The following is a 25,226-nucleotide window of genomic DNA, read 5'->3' as shown; positions in this document are numbered from 1 at the left end:
CCGCGCCTTGTTGTTTATGGGACCTGACAAACTTCAAATTAGATCATAAAAGATCAGAATTATGATTGACATTGATCTTATTGGGTGGAAATCTGAGCGAAATAGAAATGATAATGGAAGAGGAACCTTCGTTGAGCCAGGCCGGGGGAGTCAAAGTCGATCGTCTCGACGCCATTCGCAGCCATCTGTATGCGAACGGATTTTCGACCATCCAGGCGCTTGCGGACGCCATCGGTGCTTCCCTGGCAACGGTGCGCAGAGATCTGCAGGTTCTCGAAAGAGAGGGGGCGATCGATCGGGTGCATGGTGGCGCGCGCATTGCCGAGGGCTCGTCGGTGGAGCTTGCTTTTCAGGAGCGAGCCAAGCGGCACTTGTCGGCCAAGCGCGCCATCGCAACGGCAGCCTATGACCTGCTGACGCCGCGCACCGCCATCTTCCTCGATGCCGGCACCACGGTGCTGCAGCTTGCCCGCCTCATCCGCCTGAACCCGATGCCGCTTCGCATCTTCACCAACGGCCTGACGGTTGCGCAGGAATTCCTCAATATCCCCAATCTGGAAGTCGTGTTGCTCGGCGGGCAGCTTCGCAGCGAAAACGCGTCGCTCGTCGGGCCGCAGGCCGAAGCCATGCTGGAGAGCATCTGGTTCGACCAGCTCTTCCTCGGCGCAAGCGCCATCAGCCCCGACGGCGCGATCTATAGCGTCGATAGCGCCGAAGCGAGCCTCAACAAATGCATGCTCACCCGTTCCGCGCATCGTTTCGTCCTCGCAGACTCCTCGAAGTTCGGTACGATGACGACCTATAAGGTTGCCCCCTTAAGCGCTGCGAAGGTCATCACCGATGCCGGTCTTTCCGCGCATTGGCGCAGCGAACTTATCAATCTCGGCATCGAGGCGACGATCGCGGATCTCGGAGCGCCGGAATGAGCAGCGACCTCATCCTCGGCATCGATGGCGGCGGCAGCAAGGTGCTGGTCGCGCTCGCCGATCGTGCCGGCAACGTGCTGCGGATGTCGCGTAGCGGCGGCGTCAACCCGATGGATAATCCGAACTGGCGGCGCGAACTGGATCTTGCGCTGCGCCCCTTCCTGGAACAGGAACGACTGGCGGCCGTCGCCGCAGCCCTGCCCGCCTATGGCGAGGTGGCCCGGCTGTCCGAACAGCAGCGCGAAGCGATCGAAAGCAGCTTTCCCAAGCCACGGCAGCTTATTCTCAACGATGTCGACGCAGCCCATCTCGGCGCCTTTGCCGGCGAACCCGGCATTCTGATCCTGTCCGGCACGGGTTCGATGGCCTGGGCGCGCAACGGCGCCGGCCTGTCCGCGCGCGTCGGCGGCTGGGGCGACGTCATCGGCGACGAGGGCAGCAGCTATTGGATCGGGCGGGCGGCCCTCAGTCTCGTCAGCCAGAGCCTCGATGGGCGTGCAGCCCCGACTGCGCTTGCGAAAGCCATATTCGAATTCCTGAATCTCGACAGTATCGACCCGGTGAACGCTCTCGGAGGATGGGTCAGCGAACTTGAAAACCCGCGTGCCGAGATCGCCGCCCTTTCTATTCTCGTCGATCGCGTCGCTCGTGCCGGTGATGGCGCGGCAAAGCAACTGATCGACCAGGCGGCATTGGAACTCGCAAAGCATGTCGAAGCCATAGCGCCGCATTGCGATGCTGTGGCCGATTGGACCTATGCCGGGGGAACATTTGCAAGCCGCACCCTGCTTGCGGCACTCGAGCGGCGCATCGGCCGGCCAGCCGCAAGCCCGAAGCTTCCTCCCATCGGCGGCGCCCTCTTGGCGGCCGCCCGTCTCCTCGACTGGCCGGTGGATGACGGCTGGGTCACGCAAATCGCCGCCACGGCAAAGACTGCGGTGGTGCATTCCAGTGAAGCAGACCTCAATAACAAGGAAAGAAGGGAACATGCGTAAATATACTTTGCCATTCGTCGCCTTAGCGGCGCTCGTTGCCGCCGTTCCGGCTCTCGCTCAGGATGCGAAACCGCTCGCCGGCCAATCGATCACGGTCCTAATGCCTTCGCCGCAGGCGCCGAACATTCCCGGCGATTTCGAAGCCGAGACCGGCATCCACGTCAACATGCAGACGCTGTCGTGGGATGATATCCGCCCGAAGCTCGTCACCTCGCTGATCGCAGGCACCGCGCCAGCTGACGTTACTGAATTCGACTGGTCGTGGACCGGCCAGTTCAGCGCCGCCGACTGGTATCTGCCGCTCAATGATGTGATCGATGCTGATACCGTCAAGGATATCGGCGTCTCCAAGATCTTCACCGTCAACGGCAATCTGCTCGGCGTGCCCTATACCAACGACTTCCGCGTCATGCTGATCAACAAGAAGCATTTCGCCGATGCGGGCATCACCACGATGCCGAAGACGCTCGACGAACTGGTCGCCGCGGCCAAGCAGATCAAGGCAAAGAAGATCACGACCTATCCGATCGGGCTGCCGCTTTCAGCGACCGAAGGTGCGTCGACCAGCTGGTATCTGCTGACGAAAGCCTTCGGCGGCGAACTGTTCGACAAGGATTTCAAGCCGCTTTTCGTCTCGAAGGATTCGGCCGGCTACAAGGCGCTCGCCTTCGAGCTGATGCTGCTGAAGGAAGGTCTGGTCGATCCGGCCTCCACCGGTCTCAAGGACAGCCAGATCAACGAAAGCATGTTTGCCCAGGGCGTGACCAGCATCATGATCTCGGGCGAGCCGGGCAGGATCGGTCAAATGAACGATCCGAAGCAATCTAAGGTCGCCGGCCAGGTCGAGGCGATCCTGGTTCCGACGGCCAGCGGCGAAACTCGCAGCTTCGGCCTTCCCGAAGCGCTTGCCATCCCGCGCGTCTCGCAGAACAAGGAGGCCGCGATCGCCTTCGTCAAATGGTTCACCAGCAAGGAGTTCCAGAAGAAGAACGCGGCCAACGGCGCATTGCCGACGCGCACTTCCGCATTGTCCGAGCTCAATGCTGCCGGCCAGTTGCTGAGCGGCGACACGCTTGTGGCGCAATCGAAGACCGTCGAGCCGCTGTTCCCGCAGGGCACGCCCCCCTGGTATCCGGAATTCTCAAGCGCGGTGAACACGGCCATCAATAGCGCCGCAAAGGGCCAGGTCACCGTTGATCAGGCCATGCAGAATATCGCCGAAGCTGCAAAGCAGGCATCGGCGCAATGACAATCGCAATCTCTGCCGGTGGCAGGACAAAGCGTGGTGTCGGCATCAAGACCGACACCACGCTTGGGGTCCTGCTCGTTTTGCCGATCCTGATCACGATGGCGGCGCTTGTCTTCTACCCGATCGCAAGAACCGTCTGGGACAGCCTGCACAGGGTCAATCCGATGCAGGCGGGCACGCCCTTTGTCGGGCTGGAAAACTACACCCGCATGTTTTCCGACGCGCCGCTTGGTACGACGTGGATCAATACGTTCATCTACGTCGTGCTGGCAGTCGCGGCCGAAACGGTGTTCGGCGTGCTTGCCGCAGCGCTCATCAATCAGGTCAAGGTTGGCCGTCGCTGGCTGCTTGCCGCCGTCGTGCTGCCCTGGGCGCTGCCCGGTGTCGTCAATGCGGTGATCTGGCTCTGGATCTATCAGCCCGGTGCGGGCTTGCTGAACGGCATTCTTTCGGCCGTCGGCCTGCCTTTCGACAACCATGTCTGGTTCAACGATCGCACCAGCGCCATCATCGCGGTCACGGTGGTTCACGTCTGGCGCATGATGCCCCTGACCGTCGTTATCGTGCTTGCCGCCATGCAGAGCATCCCAGCGCATCTTTATGAGGCGGCGCGGATCGACGGCGCCACGCGCACGCAGATGTTTACCCTCGTCACGCTTCCGCTGGTGCGCAGTGCCATTGCAGTTGCCATGACCAATGCGACTGTCAACGCATTCAACCTCTTCGATGAGGCATGGGTCCTGGCTGGCTCAAGTCTCGAAACCCGGCCGGTTCTCGTCCAGATCTATCTCGAGACCTTCCAGAACCTGCGCTTCTCCTACGGCATGGCGCTGTCGCTTGTGATCACTTTGGTCTCGCTGCTGGTCTCGCTCGTCTATGTCCTGCGCGTCTATCGCAACACCCGGTTTGACTGATGAAACAGAGCCTTTCATATCGTTTGCTGATCTGGGCCGGTGTCGCGGTTCTCCTGATCTGGTCGCTCGGACCGATCTATTGGACGCTCGCAAGCTCGATCACCCCGACCGAGGATTTCTCGGCGCGACCCATCCATTTCTTTCCCCAGCATTTCACGCTGGATCATTTCTCGCGTCTGTTCGGCATCGATATCGCGAGAATCGGCGGGGTCCAGGTCTGGTCGCAATTTCGCGCCGCGCTCATCAACAGCATCGTGACTTCGATGGCTGCAACGCTCCTTTGCGTCGCGATCTCAGCACTCGGCGCCTACGCGTTCACGCGTATCCAGTTTCCTGGACGAGGCTTCCTGTTTGCAGCCGTCGTCGCGACCCTTGCAATTCCCGGCTATGCTGTGCTGATCCCGCTTTACCGGATCATGATCGGCCTGCACCTGGTCGATACCTATGTCGGCATCGCCCTGATCTACGTCTCGGCCTACCTGCCCCTGTCGCTCTGGTTATTGCGCAGCGTCTTCGAAGCGCTGCCGATCGCGCTGGAAGAGGCTGCGCAGCTCGATGGCGCCGGCAGGCTCTACATCTTCTTCAACATCGTTCTGCCGCTCGCCGGTCCGGGGCTTACGGCAGCGGCGATCCTGACCTTTCTTGGCGCATGGGGACAGTATCTCGTGCCGCTCATCTTCTCGCCGCAGGCGACGAAGCCTTTGACGGTGCTGATCCCTGAATTCGTCACCAAGAACTTCATCGACTATGGGCTGATCACTGCAAGCGGATCGATTGCCATCATCATCCCCGCCCTGGTCGTCATCTTTCTCAATCGATACCTCGTCAGCGGTCTGCTGGCCGGATCGGTCAAGTAAATCGGAGCTAGCATGAATACGACGGAAAAGGTGATCTTCGAGCAATTCCCCTATTGGGAAAAGGCGATCGGATCGGTCTCCGCCCCGCACGATGCCGAATTGACGGTCTTTCTGGGCTGCGGCACATCCTATAATCTCGCCCTGTCGCTTGCGACCCATGCCAACCTTGCCGGTTATCCGGCGATTGCAGCACCGGGCGCGGAATGGCTTAACCGGCCGGCCGCCTTCTGGCCGCGCTGGCAGAAGGTTCATCTTGTGGCCCTTTCGCGCAGCGGGGAGACGACGGAAACAGTTGCCGCCGCCAAGGCAAGCCGCAAAGCCGGCGTTTTCGTCACCGCTATTACGGTCGAGCCGGAAAGCTCGCTTGCCAAGAATTGCGACCGGCTGATCGAGGCGGCAACCCATGGCGACGAAGGCATCGTCATGACAGTCTCTGCGAGCCTGATGCTGCTTCTGGGCATGCAGATGGTCGGTGTGGAGATCCCGCCGTCGATCGTTCGATCTGCACAGGATCTCGCAGCCCAGCTCGACAAAGCTCTCCCCGGCATCATTGAGGGGCGGTCGCATTTCGTCTTCCTTGGCAGCGGATCGCTCTACGGCATCGCTCTCGAAGGCGCATTGAAGCTGATGGAAATGAGCCAGATTGTGACGCAAGGTTTCCACCCGCTGGAATATCGACACGGACCGATCAGCCTCGTCGACGAAGGCACCGCGGTCGTCATGCTCTACAGTGCCGACCAGAAGACCGCCGAGACGCTGCTGGTGGATGAGCTGCAGCAAAAGGGTGCGACCGTCATCGGCTTCGGCGGCCCGGGCGATCTGGAACTGACTGTCGATTGCGATCCAGCACTTGCGGGCCTCTGCGTGCTACCAGCGCTGCAGGTTCTTGGCGAGCGTGCCGCCCAGGCCAAGGGTGTCGATACGGTCTCGCCCCGCCATCTGACAAAGGTCGTGATGCTCGGATGACCGCGTCCATCGAACGTAACCGGCACGTCGCGCTGAAAAAACTTCTCGGCGACCGCGTCGAAGCCTTGCCCCGCGGGATCACGTCGGTCTGCTCGGCGCATCCGCTTGTCATCGAGGCGGCGCTAAAGCGTGCTGCTTCTGATAAGGTGGTCGCGCTCATCGAAGCGACCTGCAATCAGGTCAATCAGGATGGTGGCTACACCGGGATGACGCCGGGCGATTTTCGACGTTTCGTCGAAAGCATCGCCGCCGCAGTCGGCTTTCCCGCCAATCGCATCATCCTCGGAGGCGATCATCTCGGGCCGAACCCGTGGAGAAAGCTGCCGGCGGAAGAAGCGATGGCGAAGGCCGAGGCGATGATGGCGGCCTATATCGAGGCAGGCTTCGAAAAGATCCATCTCGATACATCAATGGGCTGCGCCGGCGAGCCCGTGGCCCTGGCCGACGAGCTGACGGCGGAGCGCGCCGCACGGCTTGCCCGCGTGGCGGAAGAGGCTGCCCTTCGCTCCGGCAGCCGGCCACCCGTCTATATTATTGGAACCGAGGTCCCGCCGCCCGGCGGCGCCACCCATGCGCTCGACGAGCTTGAGATCACGCGACCCGAAGCGGCGATGAACACATTGGCAGTGCATCGCACGGCCTTTGCGAAGGCCGGTATCGGGAAAATCCTGGAGCGGGTGGTCGCCATCGTCGTTCAGCCCGGTGTCGAATTCGGCAATGCCAATGTCGCCCTCTACAGGCCGGATCGGGCAGGTGGCTTGGTTGGCGCTCTGGAGCAAATGCCCGGCATGCTCTTCGAGGCCCATTCCACGGACTACCAACCAACAGGAGCGCTTACGGCCCTCGTCGATGGCGGCTTCGCCATCCTCAAGGTCGGTCCGGGCCTGACCTTTGCCATGCGAGAGGCGCTTTATGGCCTCGACGCCATCGCATCGGTTCTCGCCGGAAGGGCTTTGCCCGATACGCTCCACGCGACCATGGAGGCCGTCATGCTCGGAAATCCGGCTCACTGGAATTCCCATTACAGTGGCTCGGCCGAGGAACAGCGCCTGCAGCGGCACTTCAGCTATAGCGATCGCATCCGCTACTATTGGCCGGACGACAAGGCGGCTGCGGCAGTCGAGACCCTGCTGTCGCGCTTCGATGGCGATATTCCGGAAACGCTGATCAGCCAGTATCTCGGCCGGGTCTATCCGGCAGTGGTCGCCAAAAAGGTTCTGCCCCGCGCGCGCGATCTCTGCATTGCGGCGATCGATGCGGCGCTGGAACCTTATTCTGCAGCAACGATCGCATGGCCTGCGTCGGCGATCAGCAACACGCCTTTCTAATTGGAGATCAATATGGCATCGGTCAGCGTGACGAATGTGCGCAAGAGCTACGGTCACTTCGAAGTTCTGCATGGGGTGGATATCGACATAACCGACGGCGAATTCGTCATTCTGGTTGGGCCGTCGGGCTGCGGCAAGTCGACTCTCCTTCGCATGATAGCCGGCCTTGAAGAGATCAGCGGCGGTGATGTCGCCATCGGTGGCAAGGTGGTCAATGATGTCGAGCCCAAGAGCCGCGATATCGCAATGGTCTTTCAATCCTATGCGCTCTATCCGCACATGACCGTCGAGGCGAATATGGGCTTTTCGCTCCGCCTGGCCAAGGCGCCAAAGGAGGAGATAAAGCGGCGCGTGCGCGATGCAGCGCAAATTCTGGGTCTTGAAAATCTGCTCGACCGCTATCCGCGCAACCTCTCCGGTGGCCAGCGCCAGCGCGTCGCCATGGGGCGCGCGATCGTGCGCCAGCCGCAGGTGTTTCTGTTCGATGAGCCATTGTCGAACCTGGATGCCAAGTTACGCGTGCAAATGCGCTCCGAAATCAAGCAGTTGCACCAGCGCCTGCGCACGACCACCATCTACGTCACGCACGACCAGATCGAGGCCATGACGATGGCGGACCGGATCGTCGTCATGCGCGACGGCTATGTCGAGCAGATCGGCTCCCCTCTCGAACTCTATGACCAGCCGGCCAACCTGTTTGTCGCGGGCTTCATCGGCTCTCCCGGCATGAATCTCATCCGCGGCAAGGTCAGCGCAGACGGCCCGGTCGAGTTCATCGCCGATGGCGGTGCTCGCCTGCCGCTGCCTGAAGGATTTGATCTCGCGCGCGGCGCCGAGGTGGTCTACGGCGTTCGGCCGGAAAACATCGCGATTGGCAAAGACGGTATCGCTGCGGAAGTCGTCGTCGTCGAGCCCACCGGCGCGGAAACGCTTATTGTTTCCAGCGTCGGGTCGGACAATCTGGTCATAGCCCTGCGCGAGCGCATCGGGTCACGGGCCGGCGACCACATTTCCCTGAAACCCGATATCGGAAAGTTGCACCTCTTTGACGGAGCGACAGGTCGACGGCTTCGATGCAAGGGCAATTGAGCCCATTGCACTCAAAGTGCCCTTCCACTCCTGAATACACAATCTGAAGCCGAATTTACGGAAAGTTAACCATAAATGCCGTTTCTACAACTGTGCAACATCACGTTGTAGGAAGCTTTTTTCAATGCTGGCTGCTGCGCGCGCCGCCTTGCGCATATCGACCTTTCTCGTTCCGATTTCGGCCTGCCTTACCTCGGCAGCAGCCGTCGCAGCGCCGTTGTCGTGGACGGGCGCGGTCGATAGCAACTGGAACAATGCGGGCAACTGGTCGGCCGTATCCGTCCCGAGTTCGCTCAATTCGGTCATCATCGACGGCGGCAATTTTCCCGCCGAGATCCTAGCCGGCAGTTCGGCTGCGACGAGCGATCTGACCGTCGGCCTCGACAGTGACGGGACCCTCACCGTTCTGGGCAAACTTCAAAGCTCTTCCGCCTCGATCGGCTCGCAGGCTGCGGCGCACGGCACCTTCGACCTGACTGGCGCCGCCGCGGACTGGCAAAATGGCGGATCGCTTCTGGTCGGCGATCAGGGAAGCGGCGCGTTCACGATCAGCGCCGGTGGCCAATATCAAGGCGGGGGACCCGCCTACATTGGCTCCGCGGCGGGAAGCAGTGGCAGCATCACCGTCAGCGGCCAATCGTCCTTCACGCTTTCGGGCGGCCAATCACTCTTCGTCGGCTATGACGGGCAAGGCTCTTTCGACCTGATGGACGGCGCCACCGCCAGCACTGGTGATGCGACGCTTGGTTACGGCGTCGGCAGTTCAGGCTCCATATCGGTTTCCGGCTCGGGAACGAGTTGGTTGATCGACGGAGATCTGGTCGTCGGTCAGGACGGCACCGGGACGATGGTGGTGGCGACCGGCGCAACCGTTTCGAACAGCAATGCAACGATCGGGCTTGCAAGCGGCGGGAGTGGCAGCTCTCTCGCGATTTCCGGGCTGGGCTCTCAATGGACCACCAGCGGGCTCCTGACTATCGGTTCCAGCGGGACCGGCACGCTTTCGATCTATTCCGGTGCAGCCGTGTCGAGTAGCTCGGCCATCATCGGCCGCTTCGCCAGCGGTTCCGTCACGGTCGGCGGGACAGGCTCGCTGTGGGATACCGGCGCACTATTGGTCGGTGGCGATAGCACCGATGCCGACAGCTCGGGCGCCAATGGCAGGCTCGATATCAGTACCGGCGGCGCAGTGACCAGCAGTTCGGTCGTCGTTGCCGACGGCAAGAATTCGGTCGGTACCGTGACCGTCGATGGTGCCGGCTCGCATTGGGATATCAATGCCGACCTGACCGTTGGCAATGAAGGCTCCGGCTCCCTCACGATCTCTGGATCGGCAAGTGCGAAGGCTGCGACGGCGACGCTCGGCAAGGAAGCCTCGTCGAGCGGTACGCTCATTGTCGTCGGCAATGGCAGCCATTTCGACATGAGCGGCGAACTGCAGGATGGCGCGGCCGGGAGCGGATCGGTGCAGGTCCTGGCAGGCGCTGCACTGTCAACGGGCAACGCCGCGCTCGGCACCGACGCCGGCGGCAACGGCCATGCGCTCGTCAGCGGCGCTGGCAGTCACTGGGCGATCGACGGCGAGCTTGATGCCGGTAGCAGCAACGGTGGTACGGGGAGCCTTGCGGTGTCGTCGCAAGGCTCGCTGACAAGCCAGAGCGCCAGCATCGGCAAGGCCGCAGGTGCCACCGGCGCTGTGACCGTGACCGGCACAGGCTCCGATTGGACCAACCAGGGCAACCTGACTGTCGGCGACGCCGGAAGCGGCACGCTGGATGTCATCCAGGGCGGGACCGTCAACACCGCAAATGCCACCATAGGCAACGCGGCAGGCAGCAGCGGCGCAGTCACGGTCACAGGAGAAGGGTCCGTCCTTTCGGTCGACAACAAGCTGACTGTCGGAAATGCGGGCGATACCAGCCTTACCTTGAGCGGCGGCTCGACCCTTTCCGCGTCAAGCCTGACGATCGCGGCTGAGGCCGGTTCGACGGCGTCGGTCAATATCGGGTCAGCGCTTGGCCAGACCGCGACGGGCGCGGCGACCCTCGATGTCGACGCCATTCACTTCGGCAGCGGCGACGGCTCCCTCGTCTTCAATTTCGGCGGCGCGCCGCAGACTTTGGGTGCGACGATAGACGGCAAGGGTTCGCTCTATGTTGCGGCAGGCGCCGTGACGTTGACCGGCAACTCCAGCGCCTTCAGTGGCGTGACCTCGATCTCCGGCGGCAGTCTCATCGTCGACGGCACACTTGGTGGGTCGATCAACCTCAGCGGCTATGGCCTGCTCGGCGGAACCGGCTCGGTCGGCTCGACGGTCGTCGGCGCCGGCGCGACGCTTTCCCCCGGCGACAATGGCATCGGCACGCTGACCATCAACGGCAATCTGACCACCCAAGGCGGCTCCACCGTGCTCGTGGAAAGCAACGGCACATCGACCGATCGCATCGATGTCACCGGGACAGTCAGCTTGAACGGCGGAACGCTCTCGCTGGCCGGCAACGGCCTCAAGGCCTTTACGGACTATACAATTCTCTCCGCTGCCGGCGGAGTTTCCGGCGGCTTCGACACCATTCAGTCGAACTACGCTTTCGTCACACCTGTCCTCGACTATTCGGGCGGCACGATCGATCTCACCCTGGAGCGCAACAACACCTCCTTCGCCGCCGCAGGCACAAACGCAAATCAGCGTTCGGCAGCTCGCGGCATCGAAAGTCTGGGGGCATCGAATAGTCTGTACGGCGCCGTCGCTGTCCTGAGTATGAATGAAGCATCCGGAGCGCTGCAGCAACTTGCCGGCGAAATTCATACGACCCTGTTAGGGACGTCTTTCGACAATGGCCGCTTCGTCCGCGACGCCGCCATCGATCGGCTTCGCGACATGCAGGGCGGCGTTGCCGCCGGCAACAAGCAGGCACGGATAGCAAGCAATGCCGGTCTTGCCTATGCAAGCGACGACCGGCACCAGGCAACGGCGTCGGAAAAAGCCATCGACGGGGTTCTCGCCGATCCGGTCAATGGCCTGGCATCTTTCTGGAGCACGCCTTATGGCGGCTGGACCTCCTCGGACAACGGCAGTACCAGCACCGGCGGCATCCTCTTCGGCTTCGATACCGCGCTCAACGATACGGGTTGGCGCATCGGAGCACTTGCGGGCTACGGCCGCAGCCGGTTCAGCCAATCCGATGTCTCCGCCCATGCCGATACGGACAACTACGATGTCGGGCTTTATGCCGGCAAGACATGGGGCGCTCTGGCGCTTCGGCTTGGCGCCAGCTACGGCCTGCAATCCGTCTCCACCCTCCGCGACATCGATTTCTCTGGCTATTCCGATGCGCTGCGTGCCGACTACAATGCCTATACGGCACAGGCGTTTGGCGAACTGGCCTATGATGTTTCCCTTGGCGACGCGCGCCTTGAGCCCTATGCCAATGTGACCTTTACGGACGTGCGAAGCAGCGCCTTTTCGGAGGGCGGAGGAGCTGCGGCTCTCAGCGGCAGCGCCGATCGATCGGCCGTCACCTTTGCCACCTTCGGCATTCGGGCCGAACAAAACGTCGCCTTGGCAGACATGCCGGCCAAACTTTACGGCGCACTCGGCTGGCAACACGCATTCGGCGATCTCGACATCAGCTCGCGGATGGCCTTCGCCGGTGGAGACATGTTCACCGAAAGCGGAACCGTCGTCGACCGGGACTCGCTTGTCGTCAACGCAGGCTTCGATATCGCACTCAATGAGCAGATTTCGCTTGCGCTTGATTACAACGGCAACTTCGGTGCAGAGAACCGCGCTCACCTCTTCCGGTTGCTCTTGCAGGCGCGGTATTGATCGCGGACCGCTGCCGCAGCAGGCTCCCGGCATGTCGTCATATCAAGCTCTCATTCGTGTCCGCGTCGCGATTAGTGCGCGTAAGCGCGAAGGCAATTGCGAAACTTCAATGATAACAGTCGATATTGAAGCACCACGCGCGATATGATCGAACACGTTTGACGATAGTAGGCGATTAAATCGACCTTTGCAGAGAGCGCTAACTTGCAACGCGCGGCAGGCGGACGATGATTGATCTGTTCGCCAGCGAAGTTGAAACCTGAGAACCAAGGATATCCTAATGAAATCAGCTACTTTTGCGGGATGGGCTGTGGTTGCGATCCTCAGCTGCGCGACCATGCCGGCCTGGGCTGACGATGCGTCTACCGGGGCGCAATCCACGACAGCGACGCAGGATGTCAAAGATATCTCTCACTACCTGCAGTCCCTCGCAACGGTCCGCAGCGCCTGTGCGGATGCAGCCTGGACGCTGTGGCAGTCCAACAACTACGATAGTTGGCGCCATCGCCGCACCTCTGTTCTGGCGATGAACTACAATGTCCAGACACTCAGCACCTTGCCGCAAGCGCCCACCTCTCTGCCGGCCGATCTCCAGCAGCGTCTAAACGCCGCGATGCAGAAGGCCAACGACACGGTCAAGGCGAGCTTTCCCGTCTTCAAGGACCTGGCGAACTACATCAACGCCGAGGACTACAAGTCCGACAAGTTCAAGAAGGGTGACGAGCTGGACGCCCGGCTGATCGATTTCGGCAAGACATGCCACACCGCATCGAACGATCTGCGTGCGCTTTATGTCGAGGCCGCCAGCGCTGCCATCGACAAGGGCTTGCCGGGAGCGCCCCGCGCGGATGTCGCTCGCACCATGCTGGCCGACTGGCAGCAGGCCTACGCCCTGTCGCAGGAACTGGGCAAAGGCGGCTCAATTGACCTCAAGAAGATCGATGCCGATGTGAGTGCCATTTCCGCGCTTGCCGACAAGCGCCGCACGGAATTCGCCGATGATATCGCAAAGGACGGTAGTCCGGTTGCCAATTTCTACGATCGCGATCTCAACGAGAACGTTGCGGTGCCGCTGCGCAAGGCCCTGCGGGACATGAAGGGCAAGCCGGCCGAATTGAAGGAAGCCGCGGCCGATCGTCCCCGCGCCGACTTCCTGATCATCCGCCAGCAGATCGATCTCACCATGCTTGCGGACATTCTTCGATTTGTCGGCGGCTGACGAACGGCGGGATGCCGGTTATTTTGCGCCCGATCGGTCTAACCGACGAAGCCGGCGTAGTTTTCTTCGGTAATTCTGCGCATGATAGCCGAATAAGCTTCGTGATTCTGATCGTCTGCCAGGACGCGCCCCAGTGACGGCTGCGCAAAAGCCGACATCGGCAGGAGAGCGAGTGGCGTCGAGACGGGTGTAAGATGCGAGCCCTGCCCGGCGCGCAATGTCGTCAGCAGGCCGAACATCTCACCGGTAATGCTCGGCCTCGACAAGATCGCCATGCGATACTGCCCGGACGAATTCGTCACCAGGTAGATATGCCCCGAAAGATGCGGCACCGACACGGAGCCTTGCTGCGAAAACGAAGCGTCGCTGCGCTCGCGTTCCTGGAAGCTCAGACAGGTTCGCTCCCCATCCCAGGCGATCTCGGTGCAATAGGCAAAGATCGCCTTCGCATCGCCGAAGGACGGACGAAGCGTCAGATAGGTGCCTTCCAGCCATGACACCGAAGCGCGAGAATAGGCGCCGAACTCTTCGGCGGCATGGCCGGGCCTGTCGTTGACAACAGGCATTTGCGTTCCGACCGGCTCCCGCAGGATGACACCCATCGCCTGTTCCAGCCGAATGAGCGTCGCAAGTGTGAAGGGCCGATGCCCCGAAAGAGCCTTCTCCAAGGTCGAGAGGCTGATGCGTGCATCGTTGGCAAGGCGCTGCCTGGAAATGCGCCGTCGGGCGATCTCCTCACGAACCCGCACCGCCACGGCGCTGTTCTGGCTGTCGGACAGATAGGGGTCGCCCTGGACCATTCGCTCTTTTCCTGTTTGCGTAATTTTCTTCACAATTCCACACATGCTAGCCACCGGCAAGACCGTTTGCGGCAAGATGCGGACGAAACAGGGCAAAGCTTACGCTGGCGAGAAAATAGCCTTTGTTCACAATAACTTCAGTTATTCAACGGTGAACAAGGAGCCTGCTGTGTCAGCCTCGCCAAACATTTCGCGTTACCGGAAGCGGCAAAATTTCCTCATTAAGTTCGGCCTGTTCCTCTGGTTCAGCAACGCCATCCTGCTGCCGGTGCTCGCCGTAATTTTCGCACTGCTACACCCCCTGGAATCGCATGGGCAACCGCCAGCCTTCGTCACGACGAACGAAAGGGGCGCAGGCAGCCTTCTTCCTCAGACGGCGCAAGACAGCAAGCAAGTCGAGGCGGCCGCCTCACGATGAAAGCTAAGGATTGCCAGTTTCCTCGGGTGAAACCAGCCATCGCGATGCTTTTGCCGCGAGGACAGAACCTTTCGCCTGACGCGAGGGGCTTTCTCTCGCTTTAGTCTCGCCGCGGACGGCGTAGGGTGAAACTTTCGAACGGTGCGATCTGACCATCGGGGCCGACCACGTCGTAATAGGTCACGGTGATCGTCGTAAGATCTCCCGGATGCCCGCCGGGATCGAGGTCGAAAGCGGCAAAGCCATAAGCGTGAGCAGCATTTCGCACGGCCGCCCATGGGGCCTCTTCCACGACATAAACCGGCGGGCGCTTGTGCGTGTCAGGGTTTAGATCGCCGACCCGCATGATGACGCGACAGCAGGGCGGGTTGAAGAACAGTTCGTTCGAGGGCACGGAAGTACCGCCGCCGCCAATCACCATATGCACCGTGCCCTTGGTGGTATCGATCACGTCGGTGGCGGTTCCAACGGGGATCGGCGTCAGCGTTTCATTATTCTGCTGGCCACGGATGGGGTGAGAACGTTCGTAATGATGCTCATGACCGCACACCACCAGGTCCACGCCGTATTTGTCGAACAGCGGCAGCCATTCCTGGCGGATACCGAGATCGGCGCCATTGAACTTGTCGGCGGTGGAAATTGCGACCTGATGCATGCAGACTACCAGCCAATCGATCGCCTTATCCGCGCGGGCGGCGGCCAGCTCCTTTTCGAGCCAAGCCTTCTGGGCGCCGCCTGAATAGCCGCGCACATAGGAATCGCCGCCGTCTTGATAGACCACATCGTCATTGGCGATGGCAACCACGCGCACCGAGCCGGCAGTGAAGCTGTACCAAAGGCCATGCGTCACATCGGTCTGGCCATCGGCGGCCGGCAAGGAAAAATACGTCTGGTAAGCCTTATAGCCGATAGGGCCATTTCCGAGCTCATTCTCGTGATTGCCGGGAGACGGCATCCAGGGGCGGTTGCGGGCGCTGCGGGTGTTGTTGTTCCAAAAATCCCACCATGTGCGCACGCGGTCATGGGCCAGATTGGCGTAGCACAAGTCCCCATTGAAGAGATGAAAGAGTGGACGCAACCGCTCTACGCCCAGCGTGGTGTCGCCAGCGGCGGGCGAGCCGAGGTTGTCATTGATATAGGTGGTGCTTTGCAGCGTCACACCGGCCGGCGGGTCGAAGACCCTGCCGAGGGTTGGCGTACCCTGGTCGCCGAAGCTGGTAAAGCGAAGAGCGTGCCGCCCGCGTGGAGACGTGCGGAACGTGCCGAATTGCGGCTCTGCTCCTTCATGGATCGCCGCGTAGAGATAGGACGCATCCGCATCCAGGCCGCCGACCTTGGCATGATAGGCATAGACGGTCTGATTGGACTTGGCGTCGACATAGCTCGCTTCGTCGGCCGCTACCGTCTGCTCGAGCTTGCCGTCGAGGCGGCCGATGAGCACGCGCGGCTGCTTTACCGGTTGCAACGTGTGCCAGGACACGACCATTTCAGCAGAAGCATCAGCGCCGAACTGAAGATGGAGCCCCGCCACCGGTGGCGTCGCCACAGGGTTCGTCGAACCGGCGGCGGTCGGTGCCGGCGCTTTCTCCTCAGCGCTGGCAAACGAGGCTGTCATCAGCACGCCCGTACCAATGCCGGCGGCGGCAAGGAGTCTGCGGCGGCTGATGTCGAAGTTCTTATCGCTATCCGGTGTTGTCATGGCGGGGCGCTCTAGCAGGTGGGGTGGGGGTTCTTCTTGCTAGCGCGAGACTGTGAATATGGCGCGACAATCCGGCCGTGGCTGCAATTGCAGAGCGGCAACCAATGGAAATATCCCGGCCCGATTGCCGCCTGCATTCATGGGCATCAATCCATTGCTCCTTCATTAACGCCCGTCCAGACTAAGCACCCAGTTGGAGTTGCCCCACACTCCCGTCCTGGCCGCTCATCCAATAGGATCGACCCTACCCGTTAGATGCGGGTAGAAGCTTCCGAATAGCGTGCGTCCATCGGCGAGAGGCCATTGGCGTTGGGCTGGGCCAAGATACCATATAGCTCCGGGCGGCGGCCTCTTATCCAGCGCTGGCCCGTGCACTTGTCGAGCAGGGCAAGATCGATTTCGGCGCTCACCCGCGCATCGGCAGCTGCCCAGGTCTCGACAAGGATACGCCCGTAGGGATCGAGGATCATGGCATTGCCGGTGCGCACCTCGTCTTCATCCTGTCCGACGCCATTGCTGAAAACGAGGAACATTCCATTGTCGTGGGCGCGCGACGGCAGCCAGCGCATGAACCACTCCCGACCGTTCGGACCGCGAAACTCCGCCTCGATCGCCTCGGGATCTTTATGGCGATTGGCCCATTTCTCGACCGGTATGCGCTTCAGCCCGTGCGGACTTACCGAGTGACCACCACCTGCCTGGTGCGGCGCGATCAGCAATTCGGCGCCAAGCAGCGCTGTCGCGCGCGCATTCTCGACCAGATTATTGTCCCAGCAGATCAAGATGCCGGCACGAATTCCCCAGGGCGTGTCGAAGACCGTGAAGCTATCGCCGCTGGAGATGAGGCGATGCTCCCAGGCATGCAGTTTGCGATGGCAATGAGTGTGCCCATCCGGCATACAGACCGCATAGCTGTTATAGAGCTTCCCGTCCTCGCCTAACTCCAGGAAGCCGGCGCCGATGGCAATGCCCTTTTCCCGCGCCAAGGCCGCCACGCGGCTGATCGACGGACCCGAAAGCGGCTCCGCCAGCGCCTGCAGCGCAGGACCATCGAGTTTGGGAACATGCCAGTATCCGCAGATGCACATCTCGGGAAACACGACGAATTGGTTGCCGGCTTGAACGGCTTCCTCCGTGAAGTGCACGATGCGCGAGAGATTGTAAGCCTTGTCATTGGCCCGATGCTGAAACTGCACGGATGAAATCTTGAGTGCCATTTTCATTGCTCCTTTGTCCTGAAGCCATTTGACCACGCGACATCTCTTTCGTAAAATGACTTTATCGATTAAAATTATTCGTAAATAGAATGGAAATAAAGCTTCTCCGCTCCTTCATCCAGCTGATCGACACCGGCCACTATGGCAAGGCATCGGCAAAGCTGTTCGTCACCCAATCGACCCTGACGAAGCAGATCCAGACCCTGGAAACGGCAATCGGCGGACCGTTGTTCGAGCGCGGTCGCCATGGTGCGAGACTGACGCCGCTCGGAGAACTCCTGCAGCGCGAAGCGCGCCCGCTGCTCCGATTGAACGACGATATCGACCGGAAGATGCATCGCGCCATGGCCGGGCTTACCGGCTACCTCGATATTGGATTTGGACTGTCGACCCTTGTCGTCGCGCCGCAACTGATTGCCGGCTTTCGAGCCGCGACACCGGATTGCAGGATCACGCTAAACGACCTACCGTCGCGGGAACAGCATCAGCGCCTGCTCGACGGCAGGCTCGATATCGGCTTTTGCCGGGCGCCGGAGGAAAATAGCGGGTTGGCTTTCATGCCCGTCATCGAAGAACAGCTGGCGCTGGTTCTTCCGCGTGGAGCGACAATGCCCGCCCAGGACCAGTTGATGGAGTTGAACCGGCTCGGCTTCGTCGCACTTTCACCAATGCGCGGACCGGGATTGGACGATCAGATCAGGCGTTGGTGCTCGCTGGCCGGCTTCGAGCCGCGTATCGTACAATATGCCGATGATATCCTGACCGTCCACTCCATCGTTTCCGCCGGGCTCGGCGCGGCGTTCCTGCCCTGGCGCGGAGTGCAGGCATTGACAGGCTCCAGCGACAAACATCAGCTCTCCGGATCTGAATCGACCTGGCCGGTTGGAATTTGCTGGCACGACAAGCACACGAGCCCGCTGCTGGCCCGTTTTGTCGATCACGTTTCGAAGAACCTTGAATTCGGCCATGCGCCGGCGGGCAGCTGCCACGATAAAGCCTGACCGCTTCGGCCACTTATTGGCGGTGCGATGGCGCGCGCTACCGACAATGGGGTCATGCATTCCAACCCCATTGTCCGAAAGGCACTCAATAGCCGCCGACACGACATCATCGGCCGAGCGGCTCAGCACCTCAATGGTCAAAACGAACCATGCAGCCAAAGCATGGTCGGCGTGCCGAGGACTGCCACTGCAATCACCACCGAAGCCGCCATCTTGATCACTTTGATACGGCGTGTCCTGACGCCGGTCCAATCATAACTCAAAATCACTAACCCTCACAAATCATTAATGATTCGCAAACTAGAGCTGGTTCGCCTTTCGGCAAGGCAAGCCAGTGATTCGTCCACAGCGGATATTTTGAACACGCGCCTTGCAGACCTCCTCGCCTTCTCTCGATATCAAACGAACCGCCGCCGAATGCGACGAACGGATCTGTTTCCGTCGTATGATCTTCGCGCTGGCCTGCCATAAGGGATCTTTGATTGTCGATTGTCTTAACGAAATATCGAGTTCTCTCGCCTTTATTTGTGCTTGTTGCTGCAGGGTTGTCGCTATTGAATACATCCTGGGCCTGCACGCGCATGATGAAGACACGATGCAATGTGGCAAGAACTTCGATTACGGCGATATGTCCGCTTCTGCGATCTCGCCTTGGGGGAAAAGCAGATGTCGGGAAATGGACCCTGGAGACATGGACCAGGATCGAAGCTGATGAAGGCATTTGGCTGGAAGCCAACCATCCGCACCAGTCTGATCATCCTTGTGCTGGCATGCATCGTGCCCGCGGCACTGGCCGGAACGGGCCTCGCTTATTACTCGTTCAAGGCGGAACGACAGCAGCTTCTCGACAACACATTGGCCAGGGCACGCGCGCTCACGGCGGCACTTGACCACGAAATGATCGAAGCCGAAGGAGCGATACGCGCTCTCGGCACCTCTCCCTCCCTTACATCCGGCGACTTTCAGGGCTTCTATCAGCAGGCAATCGAGGTACAGGCTCAACAGGAGGCCGACAACGTCGTCTTGAGTGAGCCGTCGGGACAGCAGATCATCAACACCCTTCTCCCCTACGGTGCCAAACTTCCGTTCAGCCGCTCACCGCATTTCGAAAAACTCCTTGAAGCGGATCACCCGATGGTGACCGATCTCTTTGTGGGTGCCGTGAGCAAGCAACCGCATTTTTCCATCCAGATTCCGATCCGGCGGGACGATCATGTCATGTACACGCTGACGATCGGCATGTTCCCAAAGCGCATCGATCAAATACTTCCACAGGAAAACGCGCCGTCAGGCCAAGTCGCAGGCGTTCTCGACAGCAGCGGCGTCATCGTCGCTCGCACCAAGGGAAAGGTCGATCTCGTGGGCCAGAAAATTCCTGCCGAAATTCAAGCTCAGATGGCAAACCGGAGCGAAGGCTATTTCCCGACGAAAACGGCCGACGGAACGCCGGCCATTCTGCTTTTCAGCAGATCGCAAACCAGCCATTGGGTCACCTATCTGACAATTCCGGAAGCCTTCTTTACCCAGAAGCTTTGGGATTCGCTGAAATGGGTCGTCTCCATTCCATTGCTCCTTGCGGCACTCGTGCTAACCTTTGTCTGGCGTGTCGGGGGCGCAATTGCAAAGTCGATCACAGATCTGACTGCGCCTGCTCTGGCGCTCGGATATGGTCAGGAGATCAATGTCGGCCCACTCTATCTGCGGGAAGCCGACGAGGTAGGACAAGCTTTGGTCGAGGCGTCCTACCTTCTCAAAGCGGCGCAGTACGAGGCGCGTCACGACAAGCTCACCGGTCTTGCCAACCGCGCCCTCTTCAACGAAGCGGTCCAGGGGCAGATGCTGCTATGCAAGCAGATGAAAGCCACCATGGCCGTTCTCTACATCGATCTCGATGGCTTCAAGGCAGTTAACGACACGCATGGTCACAGCGCCGGCGACGAATTGCTATGTTCCGTCGCCTCGCGCCTTTCTGCCAGCGTTGGATCTTCCGGTGTCGTTGCGAGATTGGGAGGTGACGAGTTCGCAATCCTGCTTGCCAACAGCGGCAACGACGACGCTCGCGTGTTGGCCGAGACGCTTATCGAGAATGTCTCGGCACCCCATGCAATGGGTCATCTGAGCATCTCGATTTCCGCCAGTATTGGAATTGCGCTCTTGACGGAAGCTTCACAGACACCGCATTCCCTACTTAGAGCGGCTGACGAGGCCATGTACCGGGCAAAGCGTGCCGGAAGGCAGAGATATGTGGTGGCCGACCCCTCGCTGGCGGCTTGATTATCGTTCGCGCGATACGGATCCTCGCGCAACGCAGCACACCAATGAGGTGGTATTGATTCCAACAAGCTCCGCAGATTGGAAACGCCGGCGACAGGGACGCTGCAGCAAAAGACATCGAGTGAATGTCCCGCCCCGGAATGAGAGGGCATCATCGATCAACCGATGGTTTCGATATCCATTCGACGGAATTCATCATCGCCCGCACGGATCGCCGCCGGATAGTATTTCGCGCGTGCAGGATGAGGGTAGTCGCCGGGATCTAGCCCCGGCGAGCGATATGCTGGCGGTTTGCGGCGGAAAGAGCAAGCCGCGTGGCTTCGTCTTAAGGGGCCTCGTGAAGTCCCGTGCCTTTCATCAGCCGCCTTCCGGGGTGATCCATAGCCCCCTATTCCAAGAGATGTACGCTAGAATTGCGATCTTAAAGCTCTTGTCCTTGCGGCAAGACAAGGAACGCCACACTGCTTGAGCAACGCTCTTGCCCCCAGCTTCTCGAGCCGGCCCGAGTTTCCTCTTGCGTTGACGGGTGGATGGTCGCTAAGTCTTCGCGCCCCATCGTCAAGCCTCCGTGAGCTCACGGTATCCTTGGCCCAGTCGAATTCGAAAACCGAAGGAAATTTAATGACCGGACAGCTTTCTCTTCCTCGCGATCGGATTTCCGTGCTCCTACTGGAAGGCATTAGCCAGAGCGCTGTCGACTACTTTGTGTCGTCCGGCTACGTCAATCTCGTCCATTTGCCGAAGGCTCTGGATGACAAGGATCTCAAAAATCATATCGCGGAAGCACATATCGTCGGCATTCGCTCTCGTACGCAGCTGACGGAGGAAGTTTTCAGCGCCGCCAAGAAGCTCATCACCGTCGGCTGCTTTTCTGTCGGAACTAATCAGGTAGACCTAGATGCCGCCCGCCGCCGCGGGATTCCCGTGTTCAACGCTCCCTATTCGAACACTCGCTCGGTCGCAGAGCTTGTGATCGGAGAAATCATCATGCTGACCCGGCAGATTTTCCCGCGCTCGGCCTCTGCCCATAAAGGCGGATGGGAAAAATCGGCTGTCGGCAGCCGCGAGGTGCGCGGCAAGACGCTGGGTATCGTCGGCTACGGCAATATCGGTTCGCAGCTTAGCGTTCTTGCGGAAAGCATGGGCATGAACGTGCGCTATTTCGATCTTTCGGACAAGTTGCGTCAGGGCAACTCCGACTCGATGGCAACGCTTGGCGAGCTTCTCGAAATCTCGGACTATGTGACGATGCATGTTCCCGAGACCAGTTCGACGCAGAATATGATCACCGAGACCGAACTGCGCAGGATGAAGAAGGGCGCCATTTTCATCAATAATTCGCGCGGAACCGTGGTGGATCTCGATGCGCTTGCCAAGGTCCTGAAGGAAGGACATCTCGCAGGTGCTGCAGTGGACGTGTTTCCGAAAGAGCCGGCATCAAACAACGAGCGCTTCGAAACACCGCTGCAAGGATTGGATAACGTAATCCTCACGCCCCACATCGGCGGATCGACGGAGGAGGCCCAAGAGCGCATTGGAAGGGAAGTCGCAAGGAAGCTTGTCGAATATTCCGATGTCGGCTCGACGTTGGGTGCCGTCAATTTTCCGCAAGTGCAGTTGCCCCCGCGTCCAAACGGCACGCGCTTCATGCATGTTCACGAGAATCGCCCGGGCATCCTGAACAGTCTGAACACGATCTTTTCGTCGCGTGGCCTCAATATCGTCGGTGAATTCCTGCAGACATATGGCGACACCGGCTACGTGGTCATCGAAGCGGAAGGCATTGGCCAGAAGGCGGATGAGATCCACGATGAACTCCGCCAGATCCCTGGAACGATACGAACTCGGTTGCTTTACTGACACCGGCTTCCTTCATGGAGGCGGACTGGCTGCGTCCCCCGAATTCATCGGCGAGATGCACCTTGTTGCCGATCGCACCATGAGGCCGTTCGTCGCTGCAATCTCGGTGCCAGAGCGGTTGGTATCTCATTGGCCTCGAGCGGCGTTCGAAAATCAGCCGAACGGTGTGTCAGTCATCGTCTAGGGCGCAAGCGGCTCCAACACAGGACCACGACGACAAGTTTCGCCTTCGCAGCGTCAATAGAATATCCCATTGCCGCCATGATCCCGGGCCGCCTACTGGAACCTAAAGGCTTCGCCCCTATCGATTTGCACGGGCAAATACTTCTTCGGCCATTGTGAAAACATTTCGAATTTCGGAAGCGTCCTCGTCCGTAAGAGGGTCTTCGACAAGAAATGTGCGCAACCCCATCTTTAGATAGCCTACCAGTTCGCTTGCAACATCTTCGCGTGCGCCAATCAGGAACGGACAAGACGCCTGGCCATTGCTATACGGCCCCAACCAATACGGATGGCCTTCAGGAACGACCACTTCCGAGCCCAATTCCTTGACCCATACGGAATCGGATACTCGAGTGTAATATTGCCGCACCTCTCTCCCCAGCTCATCATCGGGATAGCGATTCCGCGCAACCGCCCATGCTTCCTCCGTTGATTGGCGGGAAATGATGCCAAGCCGCGTTCCGTATTCAACCCCCTCCGGCCGGCTTATGCCATTATAGTGATGCACTGGCCGAAGATATTCTATTGCGCGCGCCTTTAGACGTTTGGCAACGGCCATGCCCGCGGCCGACGATCCGGAGACTGTAAAAATGGAAGCGCAATCGGATTTCATGCCTGCAGCAATTTGCAGATGAAGCCCATCAACCTGGTAGTAGTGGCCACGATAGGTTAGCGGCCGCTTTGTACTTAGCAGACTTCGGACAATCTCCCCGTATTCTCCTACACGATCATACCGCTGATCGTGAGCAACCGTATCGCAAAATGCTTCCAGGTCATGGGGAAACCCACCAGAGATGAAATTCAAATGCACCGGTCGATCATGAATCAACGACAGAGATGCGACTGATTTTGCAACCGTGAATGGATGCATATACAGTGGCTGCACGGCAATGAGCGGCGAGATTTTCTTTGTAAAGCTCATGAGGTAGTTTGCCGCCAACCAGGGGTCGAATTGCTGATGGTCGGAGTAAACAAGCATCGCCGAAAAGCCGTAGCGCTCCGAGCGGGTGGCGGAGGTTTTGATTTTCTCCAAATACTCGATACCAGTCATATCATCGCCAAAGGACGGACATGCGCCGATTACTGTGATCTCGGATGACGTCATTTATCTTTCTCCATAAGGCTGCCGGTATAGATCCCCACCAGCAGATCGAGCCGTATGTATGTGTGGTTTTCGGCGACTTCTCCGGGGCATCGAAGTCCACCCACCACTCTTGAGAACATCAAGAAAATTACGAGCCATCAGATGTGGGTGATATGTGCTTTCGCAATACCTCCGAAATCCGCCAGCCAAGAATACGTCTGTTTTCCGGCTCGGTTATCATAGTCCAATGGTCACCAGGAAGTGCATACGTCTTCAAGAGAGATGCGGGCACAATATCTCGCCACCGCATAAGCGATAATTCAGGTGCAACATCTGTAGCATCGACATTACGGCTCGCGTTGAATTGATGAACGACGAAAGGCAAAGTCGGTACCGAATAAGACTGCACAAGTTCCTCAAAATACCTGCGCTGATCCCATATTATCATCTCAGCAGAAGCATCAAGTTCGGTGCTGGCGATGCCAAGCTTTCGACCTTCCAGTATCAGTTCCGTAGCAGAGAGATCGTCGAAACGATCATAAAGTAAGGAAATATCACGATAGCCGAGCTGCATAGCCATCGTTTGAAGCCAGCTAAGTATCATGTGCTTTGTTGACTTCGGAATCGAGTCCGTCGTCGAGGGCAGTAAGACATCGATTAGTCCGATGAACGAAACGGTCTCGCCACGTTCAAGCATGAGACGCGCCATTGCATAGGCAAGTAAACCGCCGGCCGAGTACCCAATCAGGCGATATGGCCCCTTTGGCTGGACCGCCCGAACCATTGATAACGCTCGTGCAGCCATTGTTTCTAGCGTGTAGACAAATGGTTCATTCGCGGAAGGCCAAGGCAAAGCGTAGATCGGGAAGTCGGCGCTAACTTCTCGTCCCAATTCAAAGGCATAGGAATAGTCACCCAAACCGGAAGGGACGAAAAAGATAGGCGATTCACTTCCGTCTCGGCGAACCGGAACGGCCTTTGGATGATCCTCCTCCGGGAAGACGCCGCGGCCTTTGTGAGCAAGATCCTTTAACACCGGATGTTGAAAGAGATCTTTCATGGTTAAAGTAAGTCCAAGCCGGCGCAGCCGCTCTAGAAGTCTCACGGCCAGCAGCGAATGACCGCCCAGCTCGAAGAAGCTGTCGTGACGGCCGACACGCTCCACACCCAGAAGCTCGACCCACAGTCCGGCTAGCAGCCTCTCCACATCCCCCTCGGGCGCCTCATACGCCTGACGCGCATAGGCCTCTCCCTCGGGCGCAGGCAATCCGCGACGATCCAG

The 25,226-nt window shown here is 59.5% G+C and carries 20 protein-coding genes; 14 read left to right on the top strand and 6 right to left on the bottom strand.

The window, feature by feature from the left end:
* Positions 1–131: 131 nt before the first annotated feature.
* The 10 genes from BJ928_RS26800 to BJ928_RS26755 all read left to right on the top strand — a co-directional run bounded on the left by BJ928_RS26800 (position 132) and on the right by BJ928_RS26755 (position 13,369).
* On the top strand, positions 132–926 hold the full coding sequence (locus tag BJ928_RS26800) for a DeoR/GlpR family DNA-binding transcription regulator (protein WP_047633711.1): 795 nt from the start codon (positions 132–134) through the stop codon (positions 924–926).
* Complete coding sequence (locus BJ928_RS26795) at positions 923–1,921, top strand: BadF/BadG/BcrA/BcrD ATPase family protein (RefSeq protein WP_052227808.1); 999 nt, start codon at positions 923–925, stop codon at positions 1,919–1,921. The genes BJ928_RS26800 and BJ928_RS26795 overlap by 4 nt, the downstream gene beginning before the upstream one ends.
* Complete coding sequence (locus BJ928_RS26790; protein ID WP_047633659.1) at positions 1,914–3,170, top strand: sugar ABC transporter substrate-binding protein; 1,257 nt, start codon at positions 1,914–1,916, stop codon at positions 3,168–3,170. The genes BJ928_RS26795 and BJ928_RS26790 overlap by 8 nt, the downstream gene beginning before the upstream one ends.
* Entirely contained in the window at positions 3,167–4,084 is a 918-nt protein-coding gene (locus BJ928_RS26785; RefSeq protein ID WP_047633660.1) for a sugar ABC transporter permease, read from the top strand. The genes BJ928_RS26790 and BJ928_RS26785 overlap by 4 nt, the downstream gene beginning before the upstream one ends.
* Entirely contained in the window at positions 4,084–4,941 is an 858-nt protein-coding gene (locus tag BJ928_RS26780; protein WP_047633661.1) for a carbohydrate ABC transporter permease, read from the top strand. The genes BJ928_RS26785 and BJ928_RS26780 overlap by 1 nt, the downstream gene beginning before the upstream one ends.
* A gap of 12 nt (positions 4,942–4,953) precedes the next feature.
* Positions 4,954–5,907, top strand: a complete 954-nt coding sequence (locus BJ928_RS26775; RefSeq protein WP_047633662.1) for an SIS domain-containing protein — start codon at positions 4,954–4,956, stop codon at positions 5,905–5,907.
* The gene (locus tag BJ928_RS26770) at positions 5,904–7,235 is read left to right on the top strand and encodes a D-tagatose-bisphosphate aldolase, class II, non-catalytic subunit (protein ID WP_052227809.1); all 1,332 of its coding nucleotides are present in this window, start codon (positions 5,904–5,906) and stop codon (positions 7,233–7,235) included. Before BJ928_RS26775 ends, BJ928_RS26770 begins: the two co-directional genes overlap by 4 nt.
* 12 nt (positions 7,236–7,247) lie before the next feature.
* A complete protein-coding gene (gene ugpC, locus BJ928_RS26765; protein WP_047633663.1) occupies positions 7,248–8,324 on the top strand; it encodes a sn-glycerol-3-phosphate ABC transporter ATP-binding protein UgpC in 1,077 nt (358 codons plus the stop codon).
* Between the two features lie 124 nt (positions 8,325–8,448).
* Entirely contained in the window at positions 8,449–12,150 is a 3,702-nt protein-coding gene (locus BJ928_RS26760) for an autotransporter domain-containing protein (protein ID WP_047633664.1), read from the top strand.
* Positions 12,151–12,430: 280 nt separating this feature from the next.
* Positions 12,431–13,369 (top strand): DUF3829 domain-containing protein, encoded by a 939-nt coding sequence (locus tag BJ928_RS26755; protein WP_082011922.1) that lies wholly within the window; start codon positions 12,431–12,433, stop codon positions 13,367–13,369.
* A gap of 38 nt (positions 13,370–13,407) precedes the next feature.
* Here the strand turns inward: BJ928_RS26755 and BJ928_RS26750 are convergent, their stop codons facing one another.
* Positions 13,408–14,169 carry a helix-turn-helix transcriptional regulator gene (locus BJ928_RS26750; RefSeq protein WP_047633666.1) on the bottom strand — a complete coding sequence of 254 codons (762 nt, stop codon included), beginning with the start codon at positions 14,167–14,169 and terminating at the stop codon, positions 13,408–13,410.
* Between the two features lie 43 nt (positions 14,170–14,212).
* Between BJ928_RS26750 and BJ928_RS38920 the strand changes: the two genes are divergently transcribed.
* A complete protein-coding gene (locus BJ928_RS38920) occupies positions 14,213–14,587 on the top strand; it encodes a hypothetical protein (RefSeq protein WP_183079457.1) in 375 nt (124 codons plus the stop codon).
* A gap of 100 nt (positions 14,588–14,687) precedes the next feature.
* Here BJ928_RS38920 and BJ928_RS26740 read toward each other — a convergent pair whose 3' ends face one another.
* Positions 14,688–16,286 (bottom strand): metallophosphoesterase family protein, encoded by a 1,599-nt coding sequence (locus BJ928_RS26740; RefSeq protein ID WP_047633668.1) that lies wholly within the window; start codon positions 16,284–16,286, stop codon positions 14,688–14,690.
* A 251-nt stretch (positions 16,287–16,537) separates the two neighbouring features.
* Positions 16,538–17,503 (bottom strand): nitrilase family protein, encoded by a 966-nt coding sequence (locus tag BJ928_RS26735; RefSeq protein WP_052227810.1) that lies wholly within the window; start codon positions 17,501–17,503, stop codon positions 16,538–16,540.
* A gap of 89 nt (positions 17,504–17,592) precedes the next feature.
* Here BJ928_RS26735 and BJ928_RS26730 point away from each other — a divergent pair, with 89 nt between their 5' ends.
* The gene (locus BJ928_RS26730) at positions 17,593–18,504 is read left to right on the top strand and encodes a LysR family transcriptional regulator (protein WP_047633670.1); all 912 of its coding nucleotides are present in this window, start codon (positions 17,593–17,595) and stop codon (positions 18,502–18,504) included.
* A gap of 268 nt (positions 18,505–18,772) precedes the next feature.
* On the opposite strand, the gene BJ928_RS38600 is transcribed toward BJ928_RS26730, so the two are convergent.
* Complete coding sequence (locus BJ928_RS38600; RefSeq protein WP_147413942.1) at positions 18,773–19,087, bottom strand: hypothetical protein; 315 nt, start codon at positions 19,085–19,087, stop codon at positions 18,773–18,775.
* Positions 19,088–19,215: 128 nt separating this feature from the next.
* Here BJ928_RS38600 and BJ928_RS26725 point away from each other — a divergent pair, with 128 nt between their 5' ends.
* On the top strand, positions 19,216–20,778 hold the full coding sequence (locus BJ928_RS26725; protein ID WP_047633672.1) for a sensor domain-containing diguanylate cyclase: 1,563 nt from the start codon (positions 19,216–19,218) through the stop codon (positions 20,776–20,778).
* A 621-nt stretch (positions 20,779–21,399) separates the two neighbouring features.
* Entirely contained in the window at positions 21,400–22,638 is a 1,239-nt protein-coding gene (gene serA, locus BJ928_RS26715) for a phosphoglycerate dehydrogenase (protein ID WP_047633674.1), read from the top strand.
* A gap of 301 nt (positions 22,639–22,939) precedes the next feature.
* Here serA and BJ928_RS26710 read toward each other — a convergent pair whose 3' ends face one another.
* Both BJ928_RS26710 and BJ928_RS26705 read right to left on the bottom strand, forming a co-directional pair.
* Complete coding sequence (locus BJ928_RS26710; RefSeq protein ID WP_052227811.1) at positions 22,940–23,965, bottom strand: LLM class flavin-dependent oxidoreductase; 1,026 nt, start codon at positions 23,963–23,965, stop codon at positions 22,940–22,942.
* 127 nt (positions 23,966–24,092) lie between these two features.
* On the bottom strand, positions 24,093–25,226 hold a 1,134-nt coding region (locus BJ928_RS26705), incomplete at its 5' end, for a thioesterase domain-containing protein (RefSeq protein WP_245432558.1).

The sequence above is a fragment of the Rhizobium sp. WW_1 genome (genome assembly GCF_003610155.1).
GTDB lineage: Bacteria > Pseudomonadota > Alphaproteobacteria > Rhizobiales > Rhizobiaceae > Rhizobium > Rhizobium tropici_A.
This window is presented reverse-complemented; position numbering and strand designations above follow the sequence as displayed.